This window comes from Achromobacter sp. F4_2707, assembly GCF_047501535.1.
Lineage (GTDB): Bacteria > Pseudomonadota > Gammaproteobacteria > Burkholderiales > Burkholderiaceae_B > Yanghanlia.
On record NZ_JAZDRJ010000020.1, the window covers coordinates 1 to 16,379 of the forward strand.

At 55.2% G+C, this 16,379-nt stretch carries 16 protein-coding genes; 11 read left to right on the plus strand and 5 right to left on the minus strand.

Features of this window, described 5'->3' with window-relative positions; genetic code table 11:
• Window positions 1–254: 254 nt before the first annotated feature.
• Entirely contained in the window at window positions 255–1,034 is a 780-nt protein-coding gene (locus tag VRY85_RS14730) for an IclR family transcriptional regulator (RefSeq protein WP_414599359.1), read from the plus strand.
• Between the two features lie 53 nt (window positions 1,035–1,087).
• Window positions 1,088–2,191: a CaiB/BaiF CoA transferase family protein gene (locus tag VRY85_RS14735; RefSeq protein WP_414599360.1), complete on the plus strand. Its 1,104-nt coding sequence runs from the start codon at window positions 1,088–1,090 to the stop codon at window positions 2,189–2,191.
• A 107-nt stretch (window positions 2,192–2,298) separates the two neighbouring features.
• Here the strand turns inward: VRY85_RS14735 and VRY85_RS14740 are convergent, their stop codons facing one another.
• The 3 genes from VRY85_RS14740 to VRY85_RS14750 all read right to left on the minus strand — a co-directional run bounded on the left by VRY85_RS14740 (window position 2,299) and on the right by VRY85_RS14750 (window position 5,198).
• Window positions 2,299–3,069 carry a crotonase/enoyl-CoA hydratase family protein gene (locus tag VRY85_RS14740; RefSeq protein ID WP_414599361.1) on the minus strand — a complete coding sequence of 257 codons (771 nt, stop codon included), beginning with the start codon at window positions 3,067–3,069 and terminating at the stop codon, window positions 2,299–2,301.
• A gap of 58 nt (window positions 3,070–3,127) precedes the next feature.
• The gene (locus tag VRY85_RS14745) at window positions 3,128–3,886 is read right to left on the minus strand and encodes an SDR family NAD(P)-dependent oxidoreductase (protein ID WP_414599362.1); all 759 of its coding nucleotides are present in this window, start codon (window positions 3,884–3,886) and stop codon (window positions 3,128–3,130) included.
• 133 nt (window positions 3,887–4,019) lie between these two features.
• Window positions 4,020–5,198: a thiolase family protein gene (locus VRY85_RS14750; RefSeq protein WP_414599363.1), complete on the minus strand. Its 1,179-nt coding sequence runs from the start codon at window positions 5,196–5,198 to the stop codon at window positions 4,020–4,022.
• A 224-nt stretch (window positions 5,199–5,422) separates the two neighbouring features.
• On the opposite strand from VRY85_RS14750, the gene VRY85_RS14755 reads away from it, so the two are divergent.
• From VRY85_RS14755 to VRY85_RS14765, 3 genes are all read left to right on the plus strand, one after another.
• Window positions 5,423–7,003 (plus strand): AMP-binding protein, encoded by a 1,581-nt coding sequence (locus VRY85_RS14755; protein WP_414599364.1) that lies wholly within the window; start codon window positions 5,423–5,425, stop codon window positions 7,001–7,003.
• Window positions 7,004–7,023: 20 nt separating this feature from the next.
• Complete coding sequence (locus tag VRY85_RS14760; protein ID WP_414599365.1) at window positions 7,024–8,166, plus strand: acyl-CoA dehydrogenase family protein; 1,143 nt, start codon at window positions 7,024–7,026, stop codon at window positions 8,164–8,166.
• Window positions 8,167–8,291: 125 nt separating this feature from the next.
• Entirely contained in the window at window positions 8,292–9,242 is a 951-nt protein-coding gene (locus VRY85_RS14765; protein ID WP_414599366.1) for a Bug family tripartite tricarboxylate transporter substrate binding protein, read from the plus strand.
• A 134-nt stretch (window positions 9,243–9,376) separates the two neighbouring features.
• Here VRY85_RS14765 and VRY85_RS14770 read toward each other — a convergent pair whose 3' ends face one another.
• Window positions 9,377–10,201 (minus strand): IclR family transcriptional regulator, encoded by an 825-nt coding sequence (locus tag VRY85_RS14770; protein ID WP_414599367.1) that lies wholly within the window; start codon window positions 10,199–10,201, stop codon window positions 9,377–9,379.
• Window positions 10,202–10,289: 88 nt separating this feature from the next.
• Window positions 10,290–12,395, minus strand: a complete 2,106-nt coding sequence (locus tag VRY85_RS14775; protein ID WP_414599368.1) for an acetate--CoA ligase family protein — start codon at window positions 12,393–12,395, stop codon at window positions 10,290–10,292.
• Window positions 12,396–12,533: 138 nt separating this feature from the next.
• On the opposite strand from VRY85_RS14775, the gene VRY85_RS14780 reads away from it, so the two are divergent.
• From VRY85_RS14780 to VRY85_RS14805, 6 genes are all read left to right on the plus strand, one after another.
• On the plus strand, window positions 12,534–13,682 hold the full coding sequence (locus VRY85_RS14780) for an acyl-CoA dehydrogenase family protein (RefSeq protein WP_414599369.1): 1,149 nt from the start codon (window positions 12,534–12,536) through the stop codon (window positions 13,680–13,682).
• 13 nt (window positions 13,683–13,695) lie between these two features.
• Window positions 13,696–14,847 (plus strand): thiolase family protein, encoded by a 1,152-nt coding sequence (locus tag VRY85_RS14785; protein WP_414599370.1) that lies wholly within the window; start codon window positions 13,696–13,698, stop codon window positions 14,845–14,847.
• Window positions 14,848–14,857: 10 nt separating this feature from the next.
• Entirely contained in the window at window positions 14,858–15,268 is a 411-nt protein-coding gene (locus VRY85_RS14790) for a Zn-ribbon domain-containing OB-fold protein (protein ID WP_414599371.1), read from the plus strand.
• Window positions 15,265–15,672 (plus strand): hypothetical protein, encoded by a 408-nt coding sequence (locus tag VRY85_RS14795; RefSeq protein WP_414599372.1) that lies wholly within the window; start codon window positions 15,265–15,267, stop codon window positions 15,670–15,672. Before VRY85_RS14790 ends, VRY85_RS14795 begins: the two co-directional genes overlap by 4 nt.
• Window positions 15,673–15,684: 12 nt before the next feature.
• The gene (locus VRY85_RS14800; RefSeq protein WP_414599373.1) at window positions 15,685–16,092 is read left to right on the plus strand and encodes a MaoC family dehydratase; all 408 of its coding nucleotides are present in this window, start codon (window positions 15,685–15,687) and stop codon (window positions 16,090–16,092) included.
• On the plus strand, window positions 16,089–16,379 hold a 291-nt coding region (locus tag VRY85_RS14805), incomplete at its 3' end, for a thiamine pyrophosphate-dependent enzyme (protein ID WP_414599374.1). The genes VRY85_RS14800 and VRY85_RS14805, both read left to right, overlap by 4 nt.

Genomic DNA, 16,379 nt, shown 5'->3' on the forward strand with positions numbered 1-16,379 from the left:
CGGCGCCGGCGTCGACCCGAAGTGCTCTTATCAATAGTGTTCACGTGTCCACCAACAAAAATAATGGACACGTATCCTCTTACGCAGGACCTCAGGATTCAATGTGCGTTCAGCGGACGCTTACGGTCAAACAGCCGGGGGCGCGCCTCTCAGAGCGCAGCGGGTTGATATACCCGGGTAAAGCCTTAGGCTTAAAAATCAAAAAATAAGATTATTAAAGGCTATAATAAGACCTGTGTTTCGAAAAAAGCATTATGGTCTCAGAAAATAAAAACCAACTGGTCAGTGCGTTGGCCAGGGGCATAAGCATACTGCGCTGTTTCACTCCCATGTCGCGAGAATTGAGCGGCCGGGAGCTTATTGAAATGACCGGCTTGCCCAAACCTACGCTATTTCGCCTGCTCGAAACTCTATGCGAGCTGGGCCTGCTGCGATACTCGGAGCGTATTTCCAAGTATCAGCCAGGCATCGCATTGCTCAATATGGGTGCGCCTGTGCTGGCTAGGATGACAATCCGGCAGTTGGCACGCCCCATGATGCAAGATCTCGCTAACCACATCGTTGGTCAAATTCAGCTCTCAGTCGGCGAGGGGCCCAATTTACTTTACGCAGAGCTGGTTCAAGGCCGTCAAAGTCAGGTCTTCCGGCCTGAAATAGGCATGCGTATTTCCTTATCTCGCACTGCATCTGGGCGCGCATATCTTAGTTCATGGCCTGAGGCAGAACGTGAAGAATATCTGGAAAGATTGCGCAAGCGCGACAGTGAGCGAGCGACCTGGCTAGAGTCGCGACTGGCCGAGACCGTTCATGACTTACAGGAATACGGTTTCTGTCGTAGCCACGGTGACCTGCATAGGGAAATTGTGAGTATTGCGGTGCCCATGAGAAAACCCATAGATGGTGAGAGCTGGGTTTTTGCTGCATCAGTGCCCGTCTTTAGTGAGCAAGGGCGCAGCTTTGAAACTGATCTTGGTCCGCGTCTGATTACCGTGGTTCGCAGCGTCGAAGCTGCACTAGGAAATATTTCTTACTGAATATTGGCCGCAAGGCTGAACGGTTTAACGGTTTCAGCAGGCGATACATATATATGAAAATGCTATCTTCTTTACGGGTCGTAGAAATTAGCGCTCTCGGCCCGGGGCCTTTTTGCGCCATGCACCTGGCAGATCTCGGCGCCGACGTCATATCGGTCAGCCGTCCAGAGGAAAAAGATACAAAAAGCATTTTGTATCGTGGCAAGCGTTCCGTGGTTGCGGATTTGAAAACATCGGAAGGCAAGCGCTTGGTCGAAGAGTTGATCAAGGGGGCTGATGTGCTGATAGAAGGCATGCGGCCGGGTGTGATGGAACGCCTTGGCCTGGGGCCGGAAGATTGTCACAAGATTAACCCGCGCCTGGTGTATGGGCGCATGACAGGTTGGGGGCAGGATGGCCCGCTTGCCCATGCTGCAGGTCATGACAATAACTATATTTCGGTGTCGGGAGCCCTTTGGCATTCTGGTCAACCTGACACGCCGCCTCTCACGCCTTTCGCCTCCTTAGGCGATATTGGCGGCGGGGCGATGTACCTTGCAGTGGGTATTCTCTCCGGCGTGCTGCATGCGAGGGAAACCGGCAAAGGAACCGTAGTCGATGCTGCGATTGTCGACGGCTCGGCGCACATGTTGAACCTACTGCTTAAAGCGCAATCGTCCGGCTATGTGAATGATGAGCGGGGCACAAGCATTCATGACAGCTCGCCGTTTTATCAAACCTACGAATGTGCCGATGGCCAGTACATTACGCTGGGTTCGATTGAGCCTCAGTTCTTCGATCTGTTGCTAAAGATGCTGGGCCTGGAGGAAGACCCTTTGTTCAAGGGCAAGCAATGGGATCGAGCATCCTGGCATTTGCAGCGGGCACGGCTGGCAGGGATCATTCGCGGTAAAAATCAGGCAGACTGGCAGGCGCTGTTTGAAGGTACTGACGTGTGCTTTGGTGTGGTGCTTAGCCCAACGAAGGCGGCGACACACCCCCATAACCAGGCAAGAGGAATTTACTTCGAGCGAGATGGCGTGTTGCAGGCCAGCCCAGCGCCGCGTTTCGATGGTCAGGCGTACAGGCCCGGGGCGGTTACCGCCTTAGGGCAGCATACGCAAGAAATTCAGGAGGCTTTGGCAAAAGGGGATGCCGGCGCAGTATGGTTGTCTTGAAGGAAAGCCGCTGTAGCCATGAGATGGTTACAGCGGCTTTTCATTGAGCGGGTACCAAGTGAAAAAATTCGGCCTGTCACCTCTCGCAGGGGTACAGGCCGAAGCTTTTACATGCCCTTCCAGTTGGGTTCGCGCTTCTCGGTAAATGCCAGTGCGCCTTCCTTGGCATCTGCGGAATCAAACACCGGCGCGATGATCTCGTTCTGGCGCTTGAACATTTCGGACGGACTCCACTCGGGTGAACGCATGACAACTTTCTTGCTTGCTGCGACTGCCAGAGGACCATTTTTGGCGATTGCGCTTGCAAGTTTTTTGGCACCATTTAAGGCTTCGCCAGGAGATACCAGGCGGTTGATCAGCCCGTAGGAATGAGCGGCTTCGGCATCCAGCATGTCGCCGGTAAGAATACATTCCATGGCGATATGGTAGGGAATCCTGCGCGGTAAGCGCATGACCCCGCCCGCTGCGGCGACCAGGCCGCGCTTCACTTCAGGCAAGCCAAAACGAGCCTGGTTGGACGCAACGATAAGGTCACAAGCCAGTGCGAGCTCGAAACCTCCTGCCAAGGCATAGCCTTCGATGGCGGCGATCAAAACCTTCTCTGGCTGCTTCTCAGTGATGCCGCAAAACCCTCTATCAGGCAGGGAAGGGCGTGTGCCATCGGTGGAGAAGCGCTTGAGATCCATACCGGCGCAGAAATTGCTGCCAGCACCAGTAATGATGCCCACCCGCAGGTTGCTATCAGACTCTAAGCGGTCGATGGCCTCGGCCATGAGGGTGGCGAGCTCGATATTTGCTGCGTTGCGGACATGGGGGCGGTTGAGGGTCAGGGTCATGACGTGGTCCTCAACCTCAACGATCAGGGGGGCTTGTTCCATCTTTTTTCCTGATTAAGTTAAGACAATACGTCGCCTCTTTAGCGCGTACGCGGCCGTGTTAGCGCGGCGCCATCCTCAGGGCACCGTCCAGACGGATAGTTTCGCCGTTCAACATGGGGTTCTCAAGAATGTGCAAGGCCGTCATGGCGAACTCGTTGGCATGACCCAGGCGCGGTGGGTTGGGTACCGACGCGGCGAGCGAGCTTTTGACTTCTTCGGGCAGCTTGGCCAGGATGGGGGTGTCGAACAGACCGGGAGCAATGGTGCATACACGGATATGGCGTGAAGCCAGGTCGCGAGCGGCGACCAGGGTCATGCCAATAATGCCGGCCTTGGCGGAAGCATAGGGAATCTGGCCGATCTGTCCTTCATAACCGGCAATTGAGGCGGTGAGCACGCAGGCGCCGCGCTCGCCATCAATCGGTTCGTTGCGCGCCATACGCACAGCGGCCAGGCGTAGGGCGTTGAAAGAACCGGTCAGGTTGACGCGAACAATAGATTCGTATTTTTCAAGCGAACCCGGTTCGCCGGTTTTTTCAATCAGGCGAACTGGGCCGCCGACACCGGCGCAATGAACTAATGCGCGCAGTGGGCCCATGGCTTCGGCCTCATCGTAGGCGGTATTCATGTGGTCGGTATTGGTGACGTCGCCATGCACGAACTTAAAGCCGTTCTCCTGGGCAACCTTGTTGCCCTGATCTTCGTTCATATCGACGATCACCACTGATACGCCGCGCTCGGCAAGCTGTTTGGCAGTGGCAAGACCTAGGCCGGATGCGCCGCCCGTCACGACGGCGGACATATTCTGCAGTTTCATAAAGGTACTCTCAATTTGTGGTTTGACAGACGTCAGTTCTCAAGTGGAGTGTCGGGCCGCTCAGTTTCTGGCTCTAAAACTCCTTGGAACAGATAGATGGCAGCGTTAACCTGCCATCTATCATGATGCTGAATTAAATACGTTCGATAATGGTGGCGTTGGCCATACCGCCCGCTTCGCACATAGACTGCAGGCCGTAACGCTGTTTGTTGTCTTCCAGGGCGTGCAGCATCGTGGTCATCAGGCGTGCGCCGGACGCACCCAGAGGGTGCCCAAGCGCGATGGCGCCACCGCGAGGGTTCAGGCGTTGGCCATCGGCCTTCATTTCTTTTTGCCAGGCTAGCGGTACAGAAGCGAATGCTTCGTTGATTTCGTAATGTTCGATCTGTTCCAGGCTCAAGCCGCTTTTCTTCAGGGCACGGCGGGTTGCCGGTATGGGGGCGGTGAGCATGGCAACAGGGTCGTCGCCGCAAATATCAAACCCAGCAAACCGAGCGCGTGGCTGCAGGCCCAGGCGGTTGATGGCGCGCTCACTCATAATGAGCAGGGCAGAAGCGCCGTCTGTCATTTGCGAAGAATTACCGGCAGTAATGTGCCAGTTGATATCGGGGAAGCGCGCTTCGTACTCGGGCGCGAAGAAAGCGGGCTTGAGCGTGGCAAGACGTTCTGTTGTGGTGCCGGGGCGAATGGTTTCGTCGATCAGCACCTGCTTGCCATCCACGGTGATAGGCACAATCTCGCGAGCAAACTGCCCGGCTTCGCTAGCGGTGTGCGCTAGATGATGTGATTGTGCGGCGTAGGCGTCCAGAGTGTCGCGATTCAAGCCGTAACGTGCAGCGACCAGTTCGGCAGCAACGCCTTGGGAAATCAGGCCGGGAGCGTAACGCGCCTGCATGGCGGGCGAGTACGGGTCTTGGCCCATGCGGGCGGAGCCCATGGGGATGCGGCTCATGGATTCGACACCGCAGGCGATGACGATGTCTTGCATGCCGGCCATGATGCCTTGTGCTGCGAAATGTACGGCTTGCTGGCTGGAGCCACATTTGCGGTCAATAGTGGTGGAAGGCACGCTTTCGGGGAAACCAGCGGCCAGCCATGCTACACGCCCGGGTGTGCCTGATTGCTCGCCGACTTGGCTGACACAGCCTGTTATGACGTCCTCCACTTCAGCAGGATCCAAGCCATTGCGCTCGACCAGGCTTTTCAACACCTGGGCCAGCAAATCGGCCGGATGAAGCGAAGTGAAAGCACCGCCTTCTTTGATGCGCCCCATGGGGCTGCGGATGGCATCCACGATAAATGCTTGGCTCAAGCTGTTCTCCTTTTGAATTGCGTAATACTTGGGACGATTGTCTCATAAAAATAGGTTTTATCGCATTCTATTGAATGCTTCACTCGCTGTAATTAGGGTAATTACTGGTTTTTCTATAATTTATTGATGTTTTATTGAGATGTGAGTATCATTTAAAGCTATTGAGATAGTCGCTTACTGGTCTGTTGGGTTTCAAAGACCAGCATTAGCACAGGAGACATACGTTGTTCGATTTTCATTGCTGGGCTGATGCCAGGCCCGAGCGCATCGCGGTTACCATGGCCGGGTCGGGGGCTGAGTACACAGCAGGTGAACTGGCACAGCGATCGCGAAACTACGCGCAATGGCTGGTGAACCAAGGTATCGACGTCGGAGATACGATTGCAGTCCTTCTAGAAAATCGAGTTGAGATTCTCGATCTGGCGCTGGCAGCGCGCCTGGTGGGGGCCTACATCGTAGTGATCAGCACGCATCTGACTGCGGTTGAAGTCAGTTATATCGTGCGCGACTGCGGGGCGAAGATGCTGTTTATTTCCGAGAAAACGGAAGCTCAGGCGAACAAACTGGATACACCGGCCAAATACATGGTGGATGAGCGTCCCGGCCGGGTGTCGCTGCAGTCGCTTGTGGCCGCTTACCTGGCCGGCAAGCCCGCTTATGTTGACTTGTCTGAACGCCCGGCTGGGCGGGATCTTCTGTATTCATCGGGTACAACAGGTAGCCCCAAAGGTATTAAGAAATCGTTGTTTGAGCCTGCCGTCCGGCAAGGTGCAGCCGACCCGGAACTGGCGTTCTGGGTCAGGCAGCTTAACTTTAATGAAGGCACAGTCTATCTTTCGACTGCGCCCCTCTACCATGCCGCACCCTTGCGGACCTGTCTGCGAGTTCTGCATACGGGCGGGCGTATCGTCATTATGGAGCGGTTCGATGCAGAGCAATCGCTGGCCCTGATTGATAAGCACAAAGTCACTCACAGCCAGTGGGTGCCTACGATGTTCCAGCGAATCCTGGCATTGCCGCAGGAATGTCGTGAGCAGTACGACGTTTCAAGCCAGAAATACGCAGTCCATGCCGCAGCGCCTTGCCCTGTACACGTTAAACAGGCCATGTTGGATTGGTGGGGTGACATCCTGGTTGAGTATTACGCGGGTTCTGAAAGCTGTGGCGTCACCCTGATCACTGCTCAGGAATGGCGCAAGCACCCTGGTTCGGTGGGCCGGGCTGTCAGTGGCACCATTCATATCCTGTCGGAAGAAGGGGAAGAGTTGCCTGCGCATGAAGTGGGAAGAATCTTCTTTTCAGGTATTGCCCCTTTTACCTATCTGAATGATCCGGACAAAACCAAAGCGGCGTTCAATGAAAAGGGCTGGGCAACCTATGGAGACCTGGGTTACCTCGATGAGGAAGGGTATCTGTATCTCAGCGACCGCCGCTCCGATCTCATTCTTTCGGGCGGGGTGAATATCTACCCCAAGGAAATCGAAGATGTGCTGGCGGCGCACCCCGCTGTGGCCGACGTCGCTGTGGTAGGCGTTCCACATGCCGACTTGGGGGAACATCCCCTGGCAGTTGTCGTGCCTGTCGCAGGCGTGACGCCCAATGAAGCTTTAGCTTTAGACATCGTCAACTATGCCATTGGGGCGCTTTCTCGGGTGAAGATCCCCCGACGCGTCGTGTTCGTACAAAGAATTCCAAGACTTGAAACCGGAAAAATCCTCAGGAGAACCCTTAAAGAGGAATACCGGGATGTTGCGGAGCCGGGATTCGAGGCCAGGCCGACCGCGACGCCTGACCCTGCAATCTAACTTTAGAACGAGAGAAACTCATGCAGAACATTCAGAACCGAACCATCTTCCGCGATGATCACGAACACTTTCGCGAACAAGTGCAACGTTTCTTTAAAGATGAAATCAGCCCCTTTCACCCCGAATGGGAACGCCAGGGGGTGATTCCTAAGGAAGTCTGGCGCAAGGCGGGCGCGCTAGGTTTGCTTAACACCATGTTGCCCGACCCTTACGGCGCGGGTGGTGATTTCGGCCACGCAGCAATTCTAATTGAAGAAGTCGCTCGCACCGGCGCCAGTGGCCTGGGTTTTCCGCTGCATTCCGATATTGTCGCGCCCTACATCTATCAATACGGCACCACCGAACAGAAAGACCGCTGGCTGCCGAAGATGGCCAGTGGAGAGCTGATTGGCGCCATCGCCATGACAGAGCCTGAAGCAGGCAGCGACCTGAAAGCGATCCGTACCACAGCTCGCCGCGAAGGGGACTTTTATGTGCTCAACGGGCAAAAGACATTTATTACGAATGGCATTAACTCTGAAATCGTGATTGTCGTGGCCAAGACATCGGCAGACCTCGGTGCAAAGGGAATTTCCCTGCTGGTTGTCGAGGACGGCATGGAAGGTTTCAGCAAAGGGCGCCGCCTGGAAAAGATCGGCCTGCTTGCACAAGATACGTCAGAACTGTTTTTCGACAATGTTCGGGTGCCGGTCGGCAACCTGCTTGGCGAGGAAAACAAAGGCTTTTCGTACCTGATGCATGAGCTGGCTCAGGAGCGATTGGTCATCGCGGTGAGGGCGGCGACTTCAATCGAAACCTTCTTGCAAAAGACGATTGATTACACCCGTGACCGCAAAGCTTTCGGTCAGCCGGTGCTGGGTTTTCAAAATACAAAATTCAAGCTCGCTGAAGCGAAGGCGCAGGCGGTCATGCTGCGTGTGTTTGTGGATAAATGTATTGCCTTGCATCTGGAGAAAAAGCTTTCTCCAGAGCTGGCGGCAGCAGCCAAATTGAACGCCACCACTTTGCAAAACCGCTTGCTGGATGAGTTCCTGCAATTACACGGCGGTTACGGCTATATGACCGAATACCAGATCGGCCGTGCCTGGGTGGATGCTCGTGTCGGCCGGATTTATGGGGGGAGCGATGAAATCATGAAGGAGATTATTTCTCGCACCTTATAAACCGCGTTCATAAAAAGGCGAAAACAGCTTTTCAAGATTTAGAAAAACGGCGCCTGGCAACAGGTGCTACACGCTACCAAGTGATGGCTGAAACCGTTGCTGGAATTCCTGAAGGAGACAATGTAATGAAGAAGTACTTAATGGCCGCCCTGATGTCCGCTGCTTGCCTTGCGCCAACCATGCAAGCACAAGCGGCCGACAATTACCCGTCACAGCCGCTGCGGTTTATTGTGCCGCTTGGCCCTGGTAGTGGGGCTGACACCAACACCCGCGCACTGGCCGATGGCTTCCAGAAGCTGACAGGCCAGCCGGTTGTGGTGGAGAACCGGCCGGGCGCCGACCTTATTTTGGGAACAACGACTGCGCTGAACGCGCCCGCCGATGGCTATACAGTCGTGCTGATCACCCCCAGTGCACCGATTATCAACCCGTTGTTCCAGAAAGAACTGCCTTACAACCCCGATGATCTCAAGCCGATTCTCCATCTCACCAACAACGTTGGCGTGCTGGTGACGGCAGTGGGTTCCCCCTTCAATAGCCTGAAAGATGTGTTGGATGCGGCTGCCAAGTCGCCTGAGAATGTCAGCATGGGTTTGTATGGGAATACCTACCGGTTGGGTGCACGTGTGCTGGCCAAGCGCGCGGGCGTCGAGTTCAACGACATTCCCTACAAGGGTTTTGGGCCAACGGTTAACGATGTCATAGGCGGTACCGTTGATGTGGCTTGGGTAGATTTGGGTGGGGCTCTGCCGCTGATTCAATCCGGTAAGTTGCGGGCGTTGGCAGTGGGGAGCGATGAGCGCCTGGATATAGTGCCTGACGTTCCAACCGTGGCGGAAAGCGGTTATCCCGGCTATTCGCTGTATATTTTTGTGGGTTACGGTGTCCATGCAGATACCCCACAGCCCATTTACGAAAAATTGGAAGTGTTGTTGCAGCAGGTTGTGGCCGAACAGGAGCTACAAAACTCTCTGACACGTCACGCCGGCACACTGTTCGTTGGCCAGCCCGGAAAACCGTTTGCCGATACCATTGCTCGTGACCTCAAGGTCGCCAGGGAAGTGGTGTCCCAGTAAGGTTGGGCGTTTCAGCATAGGGCGAACTGATGCCCTTTAAGAAGGGTTAAGGCCGTTATCCTACGTGGATAACGGCCTATTACGTTTTAGGTAATGTATTGTCGTGCAGTGAGTGGTTTCAACACCCGGCCAGCTTAATACGCATATTTTTCTTCTTCTTCCGATCTGGCTGTGTAGATCTGAGTGACGATTCCGCCAGAGATCGCAGCCGACGCTTCTTCGCAGCGGTTTCTCAGGTCCTCCCCCAGCGATTTCAACGCACTGTCTGAAAATTGAGAAGCAAACCCTACTGCACTCACAGCCATCACAGGCTGGCGTTGGCTGTTAAGAATAGGTGAAGAGGCCGTAATGACGCCCCTGACATAATTACCATGGTCAATGGCGTAACCTCGCTCGCGTACTTTCTCGACTTCCTGCATATACACTTCAAAACTCGGGCCGTCTTGCCAACGCAGGCCGCTGAGCTTGCTTCTGAGTTCGTTTGGAGTGAGCCCGGAGTGTGCGGCCATGCATCGACCTAATGCAGCGATATACATGGGAAGGCGTTGGCCAATGCTCATATGGATTCGCATGGGCGAGCCGCTATCAGCAAGGTCGACCAACACCACCCGGTCGGAGCCGGTGCGTTGCCAGAGCGTAATGGTGCTGTTGTGGCGCTCGGCAAGCTCAAGCAGGTGCGGGCGCATCAGGCGCGCATACGATGCTTTCTCCAAGGAGCCCTTGGCCAATTCCACCAAGCCTAAACCGATGGAATAAGTTTTTGTTGCTTCGTCGAAAGTGATGAGTCTTTCATGGACCAACGTTTTAAGCAGGTTAAAGCAGGTGCTGGAGTTCAGGCCTAGGTCTTTGGCGATCCGCGTCACACCAAGCGGTGTAGAGGTTTGAGAGAGGTAACGCAGCACCTTGAGCCCAGAGCTCAGTGCTCCCACCAATTTTTCTGGTGGTGATGGTTGAGTCATGAAACTTGCCTGCGAAACGAAAAGTGAATCATATTCGCTATTGAGGAGCCAATGTTAATCAAGGGCTCCCTAACCAACGGCGAGCGCGTCATTGTGTTGGCGTGATCAATGCATCCAGGGCAAAAATCTGGTCGCCTTTTACTACCAAGGGGTTGATTTCGACTTCGCGCAGCGCTTGTTGTTCAAACCAAGCGCACAGCTTTGCTATGTGTTGGGAAATGGCTGGAATATCAGCGGCGGGACGGCCACGATAGCCATGTAACAGTGCAGCGCAGCGCAGGCTTTCAAGCGCTTGCTCGACGTCTTGCGCGCTGGCCGGTAACAGCAGGTTGACGACGTCGGGATCCAGTTCGGCCTCCACCCCACCACGCGCTAATGTTAGAACAGGGCCAAAAAGCGGGTCTTGGCGCAGCCCTAATAGCAGTTCGTGATCGTAAGCGAGCATTGGCTCTACCAGTACACCTTCCATCTGAAGTTTGAGGGTTCTACCGATATCGTGCAGTTTATGAACCGCTGCTTCAAGGGCGCTTGCATCATTGATATGCAGAATCACCCCGCCCGCATCGCTTTTATGCAGCAAATCCGGCGCCTGAAGTTTGGCTACCAGAGGAAAGGTGGCTGCAACGGGGCACGGGTCGCCAGGCTGGAGTAGCCAGCTCTGGGGAAGTGGCAATGCTTTGTGCTGGCGTAACAATTGCTTGCCCTGCCATTCGGAGAGCGGGGCAAGTGCTCTGGCTGCACCCACTGTTGGGGCCGGTAAAGGGGTGCTTCCCCTTTCTTGAATGGTTCGGTGAGCCTTGCTTAACCATAAGCAGCGGGCCATGGCAGTGGTTGCTTGCGGTATATCCAAAAATACCGGGATGCCGGCATGTTCTAGTGTTTGGATGCTTTCATCCATTGCCCCGACCCAGATCACAATGATCGGGCAATGAATAGAGCGGCGTGCTTCGGCCAAGGCGTCCACAAACGAATCAGCAATACTATGCATCATTCCGATGAACAGAACGATGGCGTTCAAATCTTTGTCAGCGGAGACCGTGCGCATGGCACGCGCAATCATCGGCGTATCCTGCAAGACGTGGCCGGTAATATCCAGGGGGTTGTTGGGGTGAACAAAGCTGGGGATGACAGGCCGCAGCGCCTCTTTAATCTCCGGTTTCAGCTCCGGTAACTGTATGTTGTGGGGTTCGCAGGCATCAGCAATCAGGACGCCGGCGCCACCGGACACACTCATGACAAGTAGCTGCGGCCCCAATGGGGTGGCGTTATGCAGCAGCAAGCGTGCGGCATCCATCATTTCCGTCAGGCTGTCGACGCGTAAGGCGCCGTATTGCTTAAGGCAGGTATCGTACAGAGCGTCATCGCCTGCGAGTGCGCCTGTGTGGGAGGCCGCTGCAGCAGCGCCGGCCTGGGAGCTCCCGGCTTTGATGGCAATCACCGGTTTGCCCGCTAAAGCAGCACGCTCCAGGGAACGGCGCAGCGCCCGCGTGTTGCGGGCATCTTCTAAATAAAGCCCGATCACTTGGGTGTCTGGGTCATCGACGAGGAAATCAATCGCTTCGGCGACATCGACATTGCATTCATTGCCTGTGGTGATCCATTGTGCAAAGCCAATGCTATTGCGCAACACGATGTCCATCCAGTAGGCGCCCAGGGCGCCGCTCTGGCTGATAAACGAAAAATTTCCGCGCAGCAGTTCATGGCTTTCCAGGGCCGTAGTGAAGGTTGCGATCAGGCCTGAACGGCTGTTGGCCACACCCAGGCAGTTGGGACCGACGATGGCTACGTTGTGGGCCTGCGCCAACGCGGTCAGACGTTCTTGCATAGCCCGCCCGCTTTCATCCAGTTCGGCGAAGCCTGAAGAAAAAACGACAAAGGCCTTCACGCCGGCTGCAATCCCTTCCTGAATATACGCCTCTACATTGGCGGCAGCAGTGCCAATAATGGCCAAATCCACGGGTTCTGAAATGGCCGAGATGCTGGGGTAACACTTAAGCCCCTGTACCTCTGTACGCCCCGGATTGACGGGATAAATATTGCCTGTGTAGCCATTGGCTTGCATATAGGCGATAGGGCGCCCGGTAATTTTCAACGGATCGGTGCTAGCGCCGACGATGGCCACGCTGCGAGCGTTGAGCAGGGCTTCAAGACGGTGGGTGGCTGTGCTTAAGGAAGGGTTTGATAGTTTGTTCATCGTATTCTGTATAGAGAATAGTAATTATCTGATAGATTAATTCTTTTTACGGTTCGTTCTTCTAGGGGTTTTTGCTAGGATGATTTATATATCGTGTGAATTATATTCTCTATACAGAAAATCTTTGTCGAGTCTTGTATGTCGTTGAACTTTTCCTTTTCGCCTGAACATGAAGCCGTCCGCGATACCATTCGCCGCCTGTGCCGCGACGAACTGGCGCCTCTGGTCGAGGACGCTGAAGAGAATGAACGTTTTCCCAAACACGTTTTCAAGCGTTGGGCCGAGCTGGGTTTGTTGGGAGTCCGTTATCCCGCCGAAGATGGCGGTAGCGGTATGGACAAAGTGAGCGACTGCATCGTTCGCGAAGAGCTCAGCTACATGAGCCAGGCATTTGCTACGAGCTGGTCTGCTCAGACTCACTTGTCTATCTGGCCAATTTGGAAAAGTGGCACCCAAAGCCAGAAAGAAAGGTTTTTCCAGCCTGCGTTAGCTGGTGAGAAGATCGCAGGTTTTGCCCTGAGCGAGCCTGATGGCGGCTCCAATATCCGGGCCATGACAACTAAAGCAGAGAAAGTCGAAGGCGGTTGGAAGCTAAACGGCAGCAAGCTCTATATCACTAACGCGCCGATTGCAGATTTTCTCATGCTGGCAGCGCGCACCTCGCCTGAACTCAAGCCGGACGCCATCAGTCTGTTCATTGTGGAGCTGCCCCGAACGGGTGTGGAGATTCACAAGCTGAAAAAGGAAGGCATTCGTGGTTCGGAAACCGCGCTCATCCATATTGAAGATGTCTTTGTGCCGGATGACTGCCTTCTGGGTGAACGGACGGGTACCTATCCTTTATTGCTGGAATGCTTGAGTGAGAACCGGGTGGGCGTTGCCGCCAATGCGCTGGGTATGGCCCGCGCCGCGTTTGATGCCGCCAAAGCGTTTGCCGACGATCGCATTGTGGCAGGAAAGCGTATTGGCGATTACCAAGCAGTGGCGCATAAGCTGGCGGATATGGCTACGGATATCGAAGCCGCACGGTGGATGGTGTATTACGGGGCCTGGTTGGTCGACCAAGATCGCCTCGATGCCCCGACAGCGGCCAAAATCAAGCTGATTGCCACGGAAACTGCTCTGAAAGTCAGCGAACAGGCCATTCGCATCCATGGGGGAGCGGGCATCATGCGGGAATACCCGGTCGGTCGTATTCATCGTGATGCATTTGTCTATGTAATTGGCGAAGGGACGAGCGACATCCAACGCAACATCATTGCCCGCGGTCTGGGTTTCAAGCCCTGAGGAGTATGTGGCAATGACGATGAATGCATTTATTACAGGTGCTTATGACACGGCAGTCGGTGAACTGCCGGGCAGCACTTGTATGGGCTTGCACGCGGAGGCGGCTTTGGGAGCTGTTGCCGATGCCGGGTTGCAACTCAAGGATATTGACGGCGTACTGTGCGCGTACTCCTTCACCGAACCGCATCTGATGTTGGCCTCGGTATTTTGTGAGTACCTTGGTATCCACCCGGGAACGTGTCTGGCGATTCAAGCAGGTGGTGCCAGCGCCTGCATCATGGTGATGCAGGCCGCCGCCCTGGTGGCCAGTGGGCAGTGTGAGCATGTGCTGGTGGTAACGGGCGATAACCGTCTGACCGGCATGTCGCGAGACGGAGCGGTGGCGGCGCTATCAGAAGTCGGCCACCCTCAGTTTGAGCGGCCCTTCGGCATTAGTGTGCCAGCGTCTTATGCGTTGGTGGCAAAACATTATATGCACCAATATGGGGTGACGTCTGAACAATTGGCGGCCATTGCGGTGGAACACCGCCGTCATGCCGGGCGGCATCCTAAGGCACATAAACGTGAGCCAATCACAGTCGAGCAGGTCATTAATTCCAGGATGATTGCCGACCCTCTGCATATGTTGGATTGCTGCCTGATTTCCGACGGCGGGGCCGCCATTGTAGTCAGCAGCCGGGAAGCGGCCCGGGACGCTAAAGGCCAATCGATTGAAATTCTTGGGGCCGGCCAAGGCCATACTCACGAGCATACTGTGGCAGCGCCCAGCTTGGTGGATTTTGGCTGCAAAACCTCTGCCGCAACGGCATTCGCCCGTGCCGGCGTCACTGCAGCGGATATCGACGTCGCAGAAATTTACGATTCGTTCACCATCACACTGGCAGTGGAGATGGAGTCTATTGGTTTCTTTGAACGAGGTGAGGCCGGTGTGGCTGCAGCCGCGGGTGAATTGGGGTTAGGGGGAAAACTGCCTTGCAATACGCATGGTGGCCTGATGTCCTATGGCCACTCCGGTGCGGCGGGCGGCATGTTCCATGTGGTTGAAGCCGTCCACCAATTGCGCGGCCACGCACAGGACCGCCAAGTGGCGGATGCCAGGCTCGCTTTTGTTCATGGCGACGGCGGCATTTTGTCTGCTCACTGTTCTTTGGTGTTGGGAGCTTGAGATGAGTGATATGGCATATCCACTACCGCGACCCAACAGCCACACCCAACCGTTCTGGGAGGGCGCCGCACAAGGTGAGTTGCGCTATCAGAGGTGTACAGCATGCGGAAATGTTCAGTTGATTCCGCGCAGCCTTTGCGAAGAGTGTCAGTCTACTGAACTGGAATGGAAGGTCTCTAAAGCGACAGGGACGGTGTTGACCTTCACAGTGGTTCATCGGGCGCCTTTACCCGTATTCAAGTCTATGACGCCTTACGCCATCGTGATCATCGATATGGATGAGGGTTTTCGCGTCATGGCGAATGCCCTGGCCGAGGTTCAGGCGCAGTTGGAGATTGGCCGCCGCGTAAGAGTAGGGTTTCAGGAAGTGCAAGGCGTGGCTTTACCTGTCGTGGTTGGAGTGGAGGAGGGCCAGCCATGACTCTGCCTCCTATTCTGTTTGAAGACTTTCAGCCGGGCACCCTGATGGGCGAGCGCGTTGAAGTTTATGACGACAAGCAAGCACAGCGCTGGATGGCTATTTTCGGTTCAGCGTCGGCGGGTGAACCACACGATGCCGCACAAGCGGCCAGCATGGCCATTGTGGGCATGATGCGGGCGTATCTGGATGTGGTCGCGCCGCGTCCGCCCGGCAATGTTCATACAAAACAGAAGTTGACAATGCATGCCTTGCCACAGCTTGGTGAAGCGATGCGGATTCGCGTGACTTGTGCAGGCAAAGAAATGCGGCGCGCGCGTAAATACGTGGAATTGCAGGTGCAGGGAACGGGTAAAGACCAACGCCCCTTATTTGAAGGCCTGCTGACCCTGATTTGGGCGGCGTAAGGGGGAGCCGGAATGGAACAACTACACACTTTGGCAACCGTGCCGCTGTCGGTCACACAAGACATTGTTCAGGCTTATGCAGAGCTGACCAATGACTTCAACCCCATCCATGTGGATGCTGCTTTTGCCGCCACAACCCCGATGGGGCGCCCCATTGCGCACGGGACGATGTCGCTCTGCCTGATCTGGCAATGCTTGCAGCGTAATTTCGGTGCCGAGGTTTTCACCGATCTAGAGCTCGAAGCGCGTTTTGTGAAGCCTGTGTACATCGGTGATGAACTGACCGCTGGCGGCGAGGCGGATCCAGATAACTCCGGGCAGTACAAGGTCTGGGTGAGGGGGGCTGACGGTACGGATCGCATTGTCGCAACGGTGCGGCCTGTCCAACCAGTTACATGCAAAGAGGAAGCGAAATCATGAGTGCCGAAGATAAAAGACAGGCGTCTGACACGCAGGAACGTTTGCTTAAGCTTTATGACTCCATGAGTCTGATCCGTCTGGTGGAAACCGAACTCAGCCGTTTGTTTGCAAATGGCGAGGTGCCGGGGTTTATCCACCTGAGCATCGGTCAGGAGGCCGTCGCAGTAGGGGTTGCCAGTGCGTTGCAGAGCCAGGATTCTCTTACGACTACCCACCGAGGGCATGGCCATGTTTTGGCTCGCGGAATGGATGTCGAAGGGTTTATGAAGGAAGTCATGGGCCGGGAG

Excerpts from the sequence above, each read along its gene's own strand:
- VRY85_RS14730 (WP_414599359.1), top strand. The coding sequence starts at position 255 with ATGGTCTCAGAAAATAAAAACCAACTGGTCAGTGCGTTGGCCAGGGGC.
- VRY85_RS14735 (WP_414599360.1), top strand. The coding sequence starts at position 1,088 with ATGAAAATGCTATCTTCTTTACGGGTCGTAGAAATTAGCGCTCTCGGC.
- VRY85_RS14740 (WP_414599361.1), bottom strand. The coding sequence starts at position 3,069 with ATGGAACAAGCCCCCCTGATCGTTGAGGTTGAGGACCACGTCATGACC.
- VRY85_RS14745 (WP_414599362.1), bottom strand. The coding sequence starts at position 3,886 with ATGAAACTGCAGAATATGTCCGCCGTCGTGACGGGCGGCGCATCCGGC.
- VRY85_RS14760 (WP_414599365.1), top strand. The coding sequence starts at position 7,024 with ATGCAGAACATTCAGAACCGAACCATCTTCCGCGATGATCACGAACAC.
- VRY85_RS14765 (WP_414599366.1), top strand. The coding sequence starts at position 8,292 with ATGAAGAAGTACTTAATGGCCGCCCTGATGTCCGCTGCTTGCCTTGCG.
- VRY85_RS14770 (WP_414599367.1), bottom strand. The coding sequence starts at position 10,201 with ATGACTCAACCATCACCACCAGAAAAATTGGTGGGAGCACTGAGCTCT.
- VRY85_RS14775 (WP_414599368.1), bottom strand. The coding sequence starts at position 12,395 with ATGAACAAACTATCAAACCCTTCCTTAAGCACAGCCACCCACCGTCTT.
- VRY85_RS14780 (WP_414599369.1), top strand. The coding sequence starts at position 12,534 with ATGTCGTTGAACTTTTCCTTTTCGCCTGAACATGAAGCCGTCCGCGAT.
- VRY85_RS14785 (WP_414599370.1), top strand. The coding sequence starts at position 13,696 with ATGACGATGAATGCATTTATTACAGGTGCTTATGACACGGCAGTCGGT.
- VRY85_RS14790 (WP_414599371.1), top strand. The coding sequence starts at position 14,858 with ATGGCATATCCACTACCGCGACCCAACAGCCACACCCAACCGTTCTGG.
- VRY85_RS14795 (WP_414599372.1), top strand. The coding sequence starts at position 15,265 with ATGACTCTGCCTCCTATTCTGTTTGAAGACTTTCAGCCGGGCACCCTG.
- VRY85_RS14800 (WP_414599373.1), top strand. The coding sequence starts at position 15,685 with ATGGAACAACTACACACTTTGGCAACCGTGCCGCTGTCGGTCACACAA.